Annotated in this window: 13 protein-coding genes; 4 read left to right on the forward strand and 9 right to left on the reverse strand. The window is 32.8% G+C overall.

The genetic code is table 11. The features are described 5' to 3' along the window. The first annotated feature begins 16 nt into the window (after window positions 1-16). Entirely contained in the window at window positions 17-1222 is a 1206-nt protein-coding gene (locus QO190_RS03975; protein ID WP_371461897.1) for a DUF5103 domain-containing protein, read from the forward strand. Between the two features lie 6 nt (window positions 1223-1228). On the opposite strand, the gene QO190_RS03980 is transcribed toward QO190_RS03975, so the two are convergent. From QO190_RS03980 to QO190_RS03995, 4 genes are all read right to left on the reverse strand, one after another. Then, a complete protein-coding gene (locus tag QO190_RS03980; RefSeq protein ID WP_371461898.1) occupies window positions 1229-1507 on the reverse strand; it encodes a hypothetical protein in 279 nt (92 codons plus the stop codon). Next, the gene (locus QO190_RS03985; protein ID WP_104794359.1) at window positions 1504-1740 is read right to left on the reverse strand and encodes a hypothetical protein; all 237 of its coding nucleotides are present in this window, start codon (window positions 1738-1740) and stop codon (window positions 1504-1506) included. The genes QO190_RS03980 and QO190_RS03985 overlap by 4 nt, the downstream gene beginning before the upstream one ends. Window positions 1741-1855: 115 nt before the next feature. Beyond that, a complete protein-coding gene (gene hemH / locus QO190_RS03990) occupies window positions 1856-2887 on the reverse strand; it encodes a ferrochelatase (RefSeq protein WP_371461899.1) in 1032 nt (343 codons plus the stop codon). 62 nt (window positions 2888-2949) lie between these two features. Continuing rightward, entirely contained in the window at window positions 2950-3828 is an 879-nt protein-coding gene (locus tag QO190_RS03995) for a NifU family protein (RefSeq protein WP_371461900.1), read from the reverse strand. Between the two features lie 133 nt (window positions 3829-3961). Here QO190_RS03995 and QO190_RS04000 point away from each other — a divergent pair, with 133 nt between their 5' ends. Both QO190_RS04000 and QO190_RS04005 read left to right on the forward strand, forming a co-directional pair. Next, entirely contained in the window at window positions 3962-4483 is a 522-nt protein-coding gene (locus QO190_RS04000; RefSeq protein ID WP_371461901.1) for a gamma carbonic anhydrase family protein, read from the forward strand. Then, window positions 4473-5033, forward strand: coding sequence for a GNAT family N-acetyltransferase (locus QO190_RS04005; RefSeq protein ID WP_371461902.1), 561 nt, complete (start codon window positions 4473-4475; stop codon window positions 5031-5033). Before QO190_RS04000 ends, QO190_RS04005 begins: the two co-directional genes overlap by 11 nt. 35 nt (window positions 5034-5068) lie before the next feature. Here the strand turns inward: QO190_RS04005 and QO190_RS04010 are convergent, their stop codons facing one another. Together QO190_RS04010 and QO190_RS04015 are read right to left on the reverse strand one after the other, a co-directional pair. Continuing rightward, the gene (locus QO190_RS04010; RefSeq protein WP_371461903.1) at window positions 5069-6403 is read right to left on the reverse strand and encodes a cbb3-type cytochrome c oxidase subunit I; all 1335 of its coding nucleotides are present in this window, start codon (window positions 6401-6403) and stop codon (window positions 5069-5071) included. Next, window positions 6387-6773 (reverse strand): cytochrome c, encoded by a 387-nt coding sequence (locus tag QO190_RS04015; protein WP_371461904.1) that lies wholly within the window; start codon window positions 6771-6773, stop codon window positions 6387-6389. Before QO190_RS04015 ends, QO190_RS04010 begins: the two co-directional genes overlap by 17 nt. Window positions 6774-7076: 303 nt before the next feature. Between QO190_RS04015 and QO190_RS04020 the strand changes: the two genes are divergently transcribed. Continuing rightward, window positions 7077-9209: a helix-turn-helix domain-containing protein gene (locus QO190_RS04020; protein WP_371461905.1), complete on the forward strand. Its 2133-nt coding sequence runs from the start codon at window positions 7077-7079 to the stop codon at window positions 9207-9209. Here the strand turns inward: QO190_RS04020 and QO190_RS04025 are convergent. From QO190_RS04025 to QO190_RS04035, 3 genes are all read right to left on the reverse strand, one after another. After that, the gene (locus tag QO190_RS04025; RefSeq protein ID WP_371461906.1) at window positions 9206-11092 is read right to left on the reverse strand and encodes an ABC-F family ATP-binding cassette domain-containing protein; all 1887 of its coding nucleotides are present in this window, start codon (window positions 11090-11092) and stop codon (window positions 9206-9208) included. The genes QO190_RS04020 and QO190_RS04025 overlap by 4 nt on opposite strands. An 80-nt stretch (window positions 11093-11172) precedes the next feature. Continuing rightward, the gene (locus QO190_RS04030; RefSeq protein WP_371461907.1) at window positions 11173-11505 is read right to left on the reverse strand and encodes a HopJ type III effector protein; all 333 of its coding nucleotides are present in this window, start codon (window positions 11503-11505) and stop codon (window positions 11173-11175) included. An 11-nt stretch (window positions 11506-11516) separates the two neighbouring features. After that, window positions 11517-12380: a GH25 family lysozyme gene (locus QO190_RS04035; RefSeq protein ID WP_371461908.1), complete on the reverse strand. Its 864-nt coding sequence runs from the start codon at window positions 12378-12380 to the stop codon at window positions 11517-11519. Window positions 12381-12422: the final 42 nt, after the last annotated feature.

Here is a 12422-nt window from a genome sequence, read left to right on the forward strand (position 1 = left end):
TCGTTATCTTAGTGATATGAAATTTCTAAAATTTACTTTTTTATTGCTTTCTGTTTTGGTTTTTGGTCAAAAAATCAAAAGTGTTCAGCTTTTTAATCCTCAAACCAATGATGAAACACCTGTCATTAAATTTGGGGAACAATTGGTTTTGAATTTTGATGATTTAGAAAATAAATCTACGGTTTATCGATATACATTTAAACATTTTGATAGAAATTGGAAAGATGACGGTTTGTTTTTTACGGAATATGCAAAAGGTCCTGTGAATTCTTATATTCAAGATTTTAGATACTCTTTTAATACGGTTCAAAAGTATACACACTACACTTTAAAATTCCCGAATGAGAAGTCGCAACTGAAAATTTCTGGAAATTATGAAATCATCGTTTTTGATGAATCGGTTAATAAACCGCTTTTTAAGAAAAGGTTTTGTGTAGTAGAAAATGGCGCAAATTTAGGGATTAATGTAACCAGATTTGCAGATAGCAAAGCGCCAAATCTTAATCAAAGAATAGAAGTTTCTGCGACTTCTAATCAAGCAAGTTTGTTTTCTAACCTCAATTCCATTAGTCTGAATGTGATTCAAAATAATAATTTTGGACTGGGAATTTATAATCAGAAACCTAATGCAGCGATGGGGAATAAATTGCTTTTTCAGCAGATGAATTTGGTTTTTCCGGGAAATAATGAGTTTTATTACTTTGATAATAAAAATATTAATCAACCTTTTGATATGGTAGCTGCAGCCAATAGTAATGACGAAGGAAATCATACCTATTTGCATTCGGTTTGGGCTTTTCCGCTTAACTATCAATATCAGCCAGATGTAAACGGAGCTTTTTATTTCAGAAGAAATGATTTAGGAATTGAAAGAAATGCAGATACAGAAGCGGATTATTCTTGGGTGTATTTTTCTTTGGATTCAGAAAAAACAGAAAAGGAAATTTATGTTTTAGGCGCTTTTAATGATTTCATTCCTTCAGAAGAAAATAGAATGTCTTATGATGAAAATGCTAAAAAATATATTGCCAGAATTTATTTGAAACAAGGTTTTTACAATTATATTTTGGCTACCAAAGATGCGACAGGCTTCATTGATTTAGGTGAAATTAATGGTAATTTTTGGCAAACCGAAAATTTATATCAGGCATTTTTATATTACGCTCCTTTTGATAGAAATTATGACGGTTTAATTGGCTACGGTGAAACTAGAAAAAGATAAATTTGTTTAATTTTCTATATTTTTCTTGACGAAAACTGCAGTGATAAAAACGGTATCTGTTTCTTTTTCGAAAGTGTAATGTAAATTAATAGGAAAACTGTCGAGTTCTATGATTCTGATGTTTTCGTAGATGATTTCAGATTGTTCTGGATTTTCAGAAATTTGGATGGCTTTTAGTTTTATTTCTTCCAGAAATTTTTGACCTAATGAAGAATCATCAGATTTATATTTTCTGGCGTAAAGTAAAATGTCGTTTTTGGCGATAGATGAAAGTTGTATTTTCATAATGATGTGTAAAGAGAATGTTCTAGTTCTTTTATGTTTTCAAAAAAATCTAGTCTACTTTTAGGATTTTCTCTATGAAATTCTAACCTTTCTTTTACTTCGTCTATTTGGTAAGTGCAAATCCCTGAATTTTTTTTAGGTTCTAGGTTTTCAAAGTAATTTGAAATCATTTCTAAAAACTCAGCAGGAAGTGAGTTGATTTTGCTTTTTAAAGAATCTAAATTATTTTCCATTTTTATTAATTTTTTTATTACCCCTTATTTTTAGTCAAAATTATGAATAAAAAATGTAATAAAATAAAAATACCCCTATTTTTTTATGGGTATTTGTTAAAAAATGTATTTATTTTTATAATTCTTCTTCGCAAAGTTGTTTTACGACTTCTATCCATCTATCTTCGTCGTTAAGACAAGGAACATAGTGGAAGTTTTCTCCACCTGCATGTAAAAATTCTTCTTTTCCTTCTACAGAAATCTCTTCTAAGGTTTCTAAACAATCGCTTACAAAAGCTGGACAAACAATCGCTAGGTTTTTTACGCCATTTTTAGGTAGATTTTCTAAAGTTTCATCTGTGTAAGGTTCTATCCATTTGTCTTTTCCTAATCTAGACTGGAAAGTAGATTTCACTTGATTGTCTTCCAAACCTAATTTTTGTCTTACCAATTCGGTGGTTTTCAGACATTGGTGTCTATAACAATATTGATGTGAAGGATGATCTTCTTTGAAGCAACAATCGTCTATTTTACAAGTTTTGGTAGGGTCTGTTTTGTAAATATGTCTTTCTGGAACTCCATGATACGAAAACTGAAGCAAATCAAAATTTTCTGGCAATTTTTCTTTAATGCTTTCAGCCAAACAATTGATGTAAAGGTCTCTATTATAGAAAGGTTTTACATAATTGATTTTGATATTTGGGAAAAATTTCGCTTGAACTTCTTTCGCTTTTTCTACTACGGTTTCTGTAGTACTCATCGCATATTGAGGATAAAGAGGGAAAAGAACTATTTCTTCTACGCCTTTTTCTACCAAATTTCTGATTCCGATTTCAATGCTTGGTTCAGCGTATCTCATCCCAATTTCTACAGGAATATCAACTAATTTCTGCAATTTTTGTTGAATCTGTTTCGTGATGACAATCAATGGCGAACCTTCATCAGTCCAAACGGTTTTGTAAGCTGCTGCAGACTTTTTAGGACGAGTATTAAGGATAATTCCTTTTACTAAAAGCGCTCTAAAGAACCATGGATAGTCTATCACACGTTCGTCCATCAAGAATTCATCTAGATATTCTTTTACGTCTTCTACTTTTGTAGATTTCGGCGAACCAAGATTTACGAGTAAAATTCCCTTTCTCGAGTTTTTAGCGATATTATTTTCCAAAATTTTTAATTTTTTTAATTTTTTAAACGAAGTTCAATTTTTTTCGAATTTCGCAATTCTTTTTATCCGTTTACAGCTTCTACTTTTTCTACTAAATCTGGCAAGAAATTTTTAAGCACTTGTTCTATTCCTCCTTTTAACGTAGCTGTAGAACTTGGACAACCGCTACAAGCACCTTGTAAAAGCATTTTTGCGGTTTTATTTTCTGCATCATACTCTAAAAGTGAAATTTTCCCACCATCGTTTTCTACAGCTGGTGAAACGTATTCAGTTAAAATATCAGAAATTTTTTGCTCAACATCTGTATACTCTCTATTGATGATTTTTTCTACAGGACTTTCGTGTTTCTGAGGTTCTTTATTGGTGATTTTGTGGCCATTTTGTAAAAACTCGGCAATAACATTTCTCACTACAGTCATCACTTCATGCCATTGTACAGAATCATCTTTGGTTACTGCCACAAAATTTTCTGAAACAAAAACTTCTTTTACAAATTTAAATTCATCATAAAGCACTTTTGCTAAAGGAACTTCATCTGCTTCTTCTTTAGATTTTACTTCTACGAAACCGTCTAATAATAATCTGTTTCCTCCGAATTTCATTACCGAAGGATTCGGAGTCGTTTCAGCAAAGATTTCATATCTCTGTTGAGGCTTTTGTCTATAAATTCTAGGATTTGCTAGAAGCTCGTCTTCGATTACATTTTTAAGACTTTCTGCAATATGCTCCCATTCTACGTGGTCTTCTTTAGCAACTGCTACAAAATTAGCAGAGATAAAAACCTTAGAAATAAAAGGATAATTGAAAAGTTCTTGAGCCAATGGAATTTCAGAAATATCAGAAGTTCTATCAAGTTCTAATGAACCTGGAATCAGGGTATAATCAGCTACAAACTTCATTACATTTGGGTTTGCAGTAGGTTCTATAATAATTGTATGCATTTTTTACTTAAATTTGAGAGTACAAAAATAGGGATTAGGTTTTAGGTTTTAAGAATCAGATGTTAGATTTTCTCTATCTATAGAATTTTTTAAATACATTTTCAATTTTCAACTTTTAATTTTCAATTAAAATATGGCTTTAGTAAGAGAACTTTTAGGAAAAACTCCCAAAATCGGGGAAAATACTTTTTTAGCAGAAACTGCTGTCATCATAGGTGATGTAGAAATGGGAAAAGATTGTAGTATTTGGTATAATGCGGTAATTAGAGGAGATGTACACTATATAAAATTAGGAAACAAAGTAAATGTACAAGATAATGTGATGCTTCATTGTACGTATGAAAAATTTCCTTTAGTGATAGGCAATAATGTTTCTATTGGGCATAATGCTTGTGTACACGGTTGCACGATTCATGATAATGTATTGATTGGGATGAGTGCTGTAGTAATGGACAATTGTGTGATAGAAAGCAATTCTATTGTGGCGGCAGGTTCTGTAGTTACACAAGGAACACACATTAGAGCAGGTGAATTATGGGGAGGAGTTCCCGCCAAAAAAATTAAAGACGTTTCGCAAGAACTGATTTCTGGCGAAATAGACAGAATTGCGAATAATTATGTGAAATATTCTTCTTGGTATAAAGATGGACAATAATTTACCCATACTGTCCACAAAAAGACTCATACTTTCACAGCCTACAATTTCAGATTTGAAGGACATTGTTTTTCATGCCAATTCTACTTCGGAAATTGCAGAAAACACGATTACTTTTCCTTATCCTTATGAAGAAAAGCACGCTCATTTTTGGCTAAAAATGGCTGAAGACGGTTTTGCGAAAAAAGATGCTTACATTTTTGCTATTCGTGAAAAAGAAAATTTAAAATTAATTGGTGCGATTGGTCTTCATGTGGATTTGGCAAATCGAAAAGCAGAAGTTGGATATTGGCTCGGGAAATCTTTTTGGAACAAAGGCTATGTTTCTGAAGCATTACAAAGAATTCTACAATTTGGTTTCGAAGAGTTACATCTAAATAAAATCTATGCTTCTCATTTTCCGCACAATCCTGCTTCGGGAAAAGTTTTGCAGAAAAACGGTTTTGAATTTGAAGGAATTTTGAAGCAAGAAGTTCTTAAGAATGGTCAATTTTTAGATTTACACCGATATGCTATTTTTCAAGAAAAATATTTAAATTCAGAACAATAAATCAAAAGCCTGACTCGTGGAGAATCAGGCTTTTTTTACTGTATTTTCTTTGTCACAGAGTGCCAACTAAATTTGAACAAAGGATAGAGTAGCGCTATCAGTGCCAAAAGAAGTACAGCGCCGGAACTGGTGAAAATTTTGAAATAAATGCTCAAGGCGTTAATCATGTCATAAAAACTCTTGTTTTGCAATTTTTCAGAAATTTTTTGTAGTCCCATTCCGACTAAACAAACCCAAAATATAACCAATGATAAATTGAAGACTAAAAGACTCCAATTGTATCTTTTCCAATTTAAAAAATGCGGCGCCACATCATCTACAATTAAAGTGATTGAAGCTAATAACAGTAAAGTATTAATGCCAATTGTAGAACCCATTGCATGCGCCACTGTAATATGTGTTCCGTGCGTATAGAAATTTATAGCAGGGATAGATATAGAAATAGAAAGTACCAAGTTGAGTAAAATCCAGATTTCTGCATAAGTAAGAATCTTAAATGAAAGCTTGTGATTTTGGTGGTTCGCTTTTAGATAAGTTTTTCTAAAAGAGTAAATAATATTCGCCAAAATAAGCAATTCCGTCATGCTAATGCTATAAGCAATCAGTTTCACAATTGGTGAAGCGGGAACAATGTAAGTATGGTGTCCCCAGTTGAACATAAGATTCGTTAAGCCAAGGAAGTAAAAGAAAAATGCAATTTTAGATTGATTAATTTTTTGGTTTCCAGAGATTTTTTCCATAGCAAACATAGCAGTTCCGTACACCAGCATGTTCCAAGAACCAACCATAGAACCCATTGCTTTCCATTGAATGGTTACATCTCGAATGATATTGTCATTAAAAAATGATAATTGCCAAAGTTGAGCCTCTATTGTAGTAATCAAAAAGAAAATTAAACCCGTACTCCAGCTCCAGATGTAGACAGGGACTGTTTTGTAATTAGGTTTTACCGTCATGAAGAAATTATACATGAAAATCAACCAAGAACTCACAATTAAAATCACGATATATGGAGGGAATTCTAAATATTCTCTTCCTCCGAATTTTCCCAAGACAAAGAAAACTGTTACCAAAACCAATATTAAAATTTGTAAAGCGATTTGTAATTTCGCCAGTTTTTCAGAATAAATTTTTCTACCTGAAACTTCTGGTAAATAGTAATAAATAATTCCTGTAGCTGCTGTAAAAATCCAGTTGATAGAAAGATAAGTGTGAAGCGGTCTCATTTTTTGGAAAGACAATGTATCTTTCAATAAATTAGGATAAAGATGTTGCAATCCTCCTAAAACTCCAAAAACAAGTCCTAAAAAAAGCGAAAAAATGGCAATGATAATGAACCAACTTCCGATGATGTTATTTTTCAGTTTCATTTGGTGTAGTGTTTTTATAAGAAAAAGCGTTTGCGTCTACATATTTTAAATAATCTACCAATGCTTCTGTTTGTTCTTTACTGAAATGAAAATTAGGCATTCTGGTTCCGCCTCCATTTTCTATAAAAGCTTTTACGTAGGCTTCTCCACGAGTTTTATCTGAAATAGCAGTGGTAAGTTCTGGACCTAAATATCCTCCTAAACCAAAAATTTGATGGCAAGATTGACAATTGTACTCTTGATATATTTTTTTACCCAATTTTTGTCGGGTGGTCATTACGGTTCCGTAGTCTGTTGCGCCTGTATAAATCCAAGAAGAATATGTGGCAAACGCAAAAAAGAGCGTCAAAAAAATCCATATCTTTTTCATATGTAGATATTTATTGTTTTTTTAGAGGTCATATGCAATCGCTTAATCATTATTAGCATTGGTGTTTTCTAATCATGGCGATTTCATAATATTTTTCTTAAAAATTCTGGTGCAAAGTTAATTTCTTGGTCAATATCTTTTTTATGATTTATGTCATCTATTAACTTGATAGTTTTTATATATCGTTAAATCTTTCTCCATTTTTTACATCAATAATTTTAAAAAATTAGATTTAAAATCTTCAGAATGCTAAATTCTCAAATCATCACATCTTGATTTTTTTTCACTATTTTTGAGCTTAGAATGAATAACCAACTTTTTGACCTCGTAGAAAACACTTCACGAAATATTTTCCTCACAGGAAAAGCAGGAACCGGTAAAACCACTTTTCTGAATAATTTCGTTAAAAAAACACGTAAAAAACACATTGTAGTAGCGCCAACTGGAATTGCTGCTATCAATGCAGGTGGTGTAACCATTCATTCTATGTTCGGGTTTCCGCTCAGAACTTTTATCCCAACTTTAGAGCGAATTAATGAAAATCTGGCGATGAATATTCCAGATTTAATGCAGCATTTTAAGTACAGAAAAGATAAACTAAAATTGCTCAGAGAAGTAGAAGTCATCATTGTAGATGAGGTTTCTATGCTAAGAGCTGATGTGTTGGATATGATGGATTTTTCGCTGCGCCATATTCGAAGAAATCAAGAAAAATTCGGAGGTGTTCAGATGCTTTTTATTGGTGATTTGTACCAACTTCCGCCTGTAGTAAGAGACGAAAATGAATACATTATGAAGCAATTTTATGCTTCTCCATTTTTTTTCGATGCTTTTGTTTTAAAAAATACCAATCTTCTCACGGTGGAATTGACCGAAGTTTTCAGACAAAAAGATGAAGATTTTCTAGAAATTTTAAATGAAATCAGAGACGGAAATCTTTCGCGAGAACATTACGAAAAACTTCATGAAAGATACATTCCAGATTTTGAACCAAAAGAGGAACCCTACGTTTATCTCACTTCTCACAATAGAATTGCAGATGATATTAACACGAAAAAGCTCAATGAATTAGGTGGAAAAACGTATCAGTTTAAAGCTAAAATTGTTGGTGATTTCAAGGAATCTCAATTTCCGAATGAAGAAGTTTTAGAGCTGAAAGTAGGTGCGCAAGTCATGTTTATTAGAAATGATGCTACTCAAGAAAAAAAGTATTTCAACGGAAAATTAGCAGAAGTGGTAGACTTGTCTGCTGATGAAATTTGGGTAAGAATAGATGGAGATGATGAAGATTATAAACTCAAAAAAGAAAACTGGGAACAGAAAAAATATTCTCTTGATGCAGAAAAAAACATCGAAGAAGAAGTGTTAGGGAGTTTCGAGCAATATCCCATTCGTTTGGCTTGGGCGGTGACGATTCATAAATCTCAAGGACTTACTTTTGACCGATTAATTGTAGATGCTGGGAAATCTTTCGCTTCTGGTCAGGTTTATGTGGCACTTTCGCGCTGTAGAACTTTAGAAGGAATTGTTTTGAAATCTAAAATTTCTAGCGATGTGATTTTCAGCGACAGAAGAGTGGCTGAATTTCAAGATGCGACTCATGCAAATGACCGATTAGAAGAAATTTTGCATGCCGAAAAATACGATTACAGCATCAGAAAAGTGCTTCGTTATTTAGATATTTCATGGGCTAAAGAATCTTTGGAAACTTGGAATCAGGCTTCTAAAGAAAGCAAATTTGTAGACAAAGAAAAAACTCAAAATTTATATTTTCTCATCAAAAAATCGGTGGAAAATCTCACAGATATTTACCTGAAATTTGAAAAATTTATTTGGCCAAAAACCAGAAAATTCATCCAAACGCAAGAAAATTGGGAAGAAATAGAAACCAAATCATCTGGAGCGGTAAATTTCTTTTTTACCAAGGTAAATGAAGAGATTTTCAAACCATTTAGAGAATTTTATGCTGAAACAAAAGGCGTAAAAGGAATGAAGCAATACAATGAAGACACGCGAGTTTTTCTAGATGATTTAGAAGATTATTTGAACGATTTAAAGCAGGTTCATTTGTTAGAAAAACCTCTTTTTGACGAAAAAAATGACGAAAAAATTTCGGTGAAAATTGCCAAAGTTCCTTCTCATGTTTTATCTTATCAATTATTTGAACAAGGAAAAACGCTTAACGAAATCGCTTTGTCAAAGGGAGTTTTAGTGTCTACTATTTTTTCACACATGGCAAAAATTGCAGAACAGGGAGTTCTGGATTTTGAAGATATGAAAAGAATTTATCCTATCGAAAAAATAGAAACATTCAAGAAAGTTTTTGATGAAAATCCTCAAGAAGAATTGAAAGATTGGCTAAAAGTCTTGCCAAAAGATTTTGAATTTCACGAAATCAGATTACTTTGGAATTTCTTTTTGAAGAAGAAAAATTAATTCAAAATTTCCTGTAATTCCAGCCAACGCATCTCGTATTCTTCTAGTTTTTCAGAAGCCTTTTCCAGCTCTGCAGAAAGTGTTGCTATTTTCTCGTAATCAGCTTCATTATTGAGTTTTTCAAGAATTTCAGCACGTTTTTTCTCTAATTCAGGCATTTCTTTTTCTATCGTTTCAAGTTCGCGCTGTTCTTTGAAAGACAGTTTCTTTTTTGGTTGCTGGTTGTTGGTTGTTTGTTGTTGGTTTGTCACACTGAGCGGAGTCGAAGTGTCAGACTTTGGACTTCCAATTTCAGTCTTTTTCCATTCTCTATATTCCGAAAAATTCCCAACAAAATCTTTGATTTTTCCATCACCTTCAAACGCCAAAACATGGTCTACAATTCTATCCATAAAATAACGATCGTGAGAAACGATGATGAGACAACCTGCGAAATTCTGTAAAAAATTTTCCAAAACCGTCAATGTTGGCAAGTCTAAATCATTGGTAGGTTCATCAAAAATCAAGAAATTCGGATTCTGATACAACACATACATTAAGTGCAGTCTTCGTTTTTCGCCACCAGAAAGTTTAGAAATCGGTGAATATTGCGTTTGGTCATCAAATAAGAAGATTCTTAAAAACTGCGATGCAGAAATGGTTCTTCCGTTTGCTAAAGGGAAATTTTCAGAAATATTTTTGATGAAATCAATTACTCTTTCTTCTTCATTATATTGTAGCCCTTTTTGCGAAAAATAACCAAATTTTATAGTTTCTCCCGTTTCTATTTCGCCAGAATCTTTGGGCTCTAAACCTTGAATAATATTGAGAAGTGTAGATTTTCCTGCTCCATTTTTTCCTACAATTCCTACTTTTTCGCCTCGTTGAAATGAATATGAAAAATCTTTGAGCAAAACCAAATCTCCATAACTTTTGTTGATGTTTTTGAGTTCCAAAATCTTTTTTCCCAATCTTTTCATTTCAAAATCGAGTTCCAGAGATTGCTTTTTGGTATTGGTTTTCGCAACTTTTTCGGTGTCATAGAACGCATCAATTCTAGATTTTGATTTGGTAGTTCTCGCTTTTGGTTGACGGCGCATCCATTCTAATTCTTTTCGGTAAAGATTATTGGCTTTGTCAATTGTAGCGTTCAAATTATCCTCACGAATCATCTTGTTTTCCAGATAAGTTGCGTAACTTCCGTTATGAACATACAGATTTTGGTCTTCCATTTCCCAAACGGTGTCGCAAACAGAATCCAGAAAATAACGGTCGTGCGTTACCAAAAGTAACGTAATCATGGCCTTTGAAAGATAATTTTCTAACCATTCTACCATTTCTACGTCTAGGTGATTGGTAGGTTCGTCCATAATCAGCAAGACGTGTCTGTGTTCTGCTCTGGTTTCGGTAAGGAGTTTTGCAAGGGCAACTCTTTTGATTTGTCCTCCAGAAAGCGTTCCCATTTTCGCCTCTAAATTGGTGATTTTTAGCTGCGAAAGAATTTGTTTCATTTCGGTTTCTAAATCCCAAGCTTTGTGAATTTCCATTTCTGCCAAAGCTTTTTCTATGAATTTTTGGTCAGTAGAATGAAGCGATTTGTGATAATTTTTAAGCGCTTGAATAGGCTTAGAATCTAGTGTCATCATGAATTCTTCCACAGAAAGTTGAGACTCAAACTCAATTTCTTGGTCGAACAAAACCACCTGAACATCTTTATTAATCACTACTTCGCCAGAATCTGCAATTTCTTTTCCTAAAAGGATTTTCAAAAGCGTAGATTTTCCAGTGCCGTTTTTGGCGACAATCGCAATTTTGTCTCCTTCATTGATGTGGAAAGAAATATTCTTAAAAAGCGTTTTGATGCCGTAAGATTTGGTCAGATTTTCTGCGGAAACGTAGTTCATGTTAGGTTGAGGAAAAGGTTAAGGTTGAGATTGCGAAAGTACAAAAAATGAAATGGGAATAAATTTTATTGTGGAAAGATTTATTTTTTCTTCAAAGCTTCTCCTTCGAAAACAATTCCTTCCCAGCCAAATTTCATGAAATTTCTAATATTTTGATGGTCTGTTCCTTCTGGATTTTTCAAAACGTCTTCTCTGTAAAACTCGCTAAATAATAAAAGCGTCTTTTCTTTAGAAAGTTGGTTGATTTTGGCAAAACTGAAAACTTTGCAAGAGCCATTATTTTGATTGGCTTCGTTTACCGTATTTCCATTGGTGAATTTGGTGGGTGTAAATTCGTAATGTTCATCTATATAGGCGATTACGTTGCTGAAAGCCAATTCTTCTGGTGTGTTTTTTAATTGTTCTACTATCATTCTATTTTTCTTTAATCAAGTTTTAATTCGCTGAAACTCCAAGAATTTCCATTATAAATATTAAGGTCAACTTTTACATTAATTCCTTTTACGATGCCTTTTTCCGTGAATTGCCACATTTTCCACGAGTCTTCTTCCGAAGGAACTAAAACATCATTGTAGTTGGCTAACCAAAGTGGATAATCGTCAAACTCGCCTCGCAAGTAATCTTTGTAATAATGGTAGTAAGTATAGATAATGGGTTTTTCACCATATTTTTCTTCTATGATTTTGCACCAAACCTTTAAATCCTCTATTAGTTTTTCCTTAGATTTTCTTCTGGGAATTCTTTCGATGTCTAAAACAGGTCGTAAATCTCCGCTTTCTAGATTTACACTTTCTAAGAAATTATTGGCTTGTAAAATAGGGTCTTCGTCTGCACGATAAAAATGATAAGCACCTCTTGTAAGATTATTTTCTTTGGCTAATTCCCAAAAATCATCAAAATGTTTATCTTTTTTTCGATTTCCCATTGAAGCTCTCATAATCACAAATTCCAATGGGATAGAACCATTGGCGATAGTGAGGCTGTCCCATTTTATGTCTCGTTTGTGCTGATAATGAGAAATATCGAAACCAAAAATTTTGTCATTATATTCAGTGATGATTTTATTGATTCTGGCGGTTTCTTCTTCGGAATTTTTTAAATTTTTATGTACAAATTTCTCAAAATACATGGCGTAATAAAATGCCACTTTGTCTCTGAGGTAAAGTCCAGTTCCGAGCAAGGTCAATCCTAAAATTGCTAACAAAATATATCTGCGAAAAAGATAATTTTTTCGTCTGGTTTTATGGATTTTTTTTCTTTTAGTAGCTTTTGGATTGGTTTTTGACATAAGTTTTGCAAAAGTAAAATTTTTAGAAAATAAATTCAGTAA

Origin of the sequence: Cloacibacterium sp. Arc13, from assembly GCF_041431305.1 — a bacterium.
GTDB lineage: Bacteria > Bacteroidota > Bacteroidia > Flavobacteriales > Weeksellaceae > Cloacibacterium > Cloacibacterium caeni_B.

What these genes read in the sequence shown, in the direction of transcription:
- QO190_RS03995 (WP_371461900.1), bottom strand. Translation starts at nt 3,828, where the DNA reads ATGCATACAATTATTATAGAACCTACTGCAAACCCAAATGTAATGAAG.
- QO190_RS03985 (WP_104794359.1), bottom strand. Translation starts at nt 1,740, where the DNA reads ATGGAAAATAATTTAGATTCTTTAAAAAGCAAAATCAACTCACTTCCT.
- QO190_RS04010 (WP_371461903.1), bottom strand. Translation starts at nt 6,403, where the DNA reads ATGAAACTGAAAAATAACATCATCGGAAGTTGGTTCATTATCATTGCC.
- QO190_RS04005 (WP_371461902.1), top strand. Translation starts at nt 4,473, where the DNA reads ATGGACAATAATTTACCCATACTGTCCACAAAAAGACTCATACTTTCA.
- QO190_RS04015 (WP_371461904.1), bottom strand. Translation starts at nt 6,773, where the DNA reads ATGAAAAAGATATGGATTTTTTTGACGCTCTTTTTTGCGTTTGCCACA.
- QO190_RS03975 (WP_371461897.1), top strand. Translation starts at nt 17, where the DNA reads ATGAAATTTCTAAAATTTACTTTTTTATTGCTTTCTGTTTTGGTTTTT.
- QO190_RS04000 (WP_371461901.1), top strand. Translation starts at nt 3,962, where the DNA reads ATGGCTTTAGTAAGAGAACTTTTAGGAAAAACTCCCAAAATCGGGGAA.
- QO190_RS04025 (WP_371461906.1), bottom strand. Translation starts at nt 11,092, where the DNA reads ATGAACTACGTTTCCGCAGAAAATCTGACCAAATCTTACGGCATCAAA.
- QO190_RS04020 (WP_371461905.1), top strand. Translation starts at nt 7,077, where the DNA reads ATGAATAACCAACTTTTTGACCTCGTAGAAAACACTTCACGAAATATT.
- QO190_RS04035 (WP_371461908.1), bottom strand. Translation starts at nt 12,380, where the DNA reads ATGTCAAAAACCAATCCAAAAGCTACTAAAAGAAAAAAAATCCATAAA.
- QO190_RS04030 (WP_371461907.1), bottom strand. Translation starts at nt 11,505, where the DNA reads ATGATAGTAGAACAATTAAAAAACACACCAGAAGAATTGGCTTTCAGC.
- QO190_RS03980 (WP_371461898.1), bottom strand. Translation starts at nt 1,507, where the DNA reads ATGAAAATACAACTTTCATCTATCGCCAAAAACGACATTTTACTTTAC.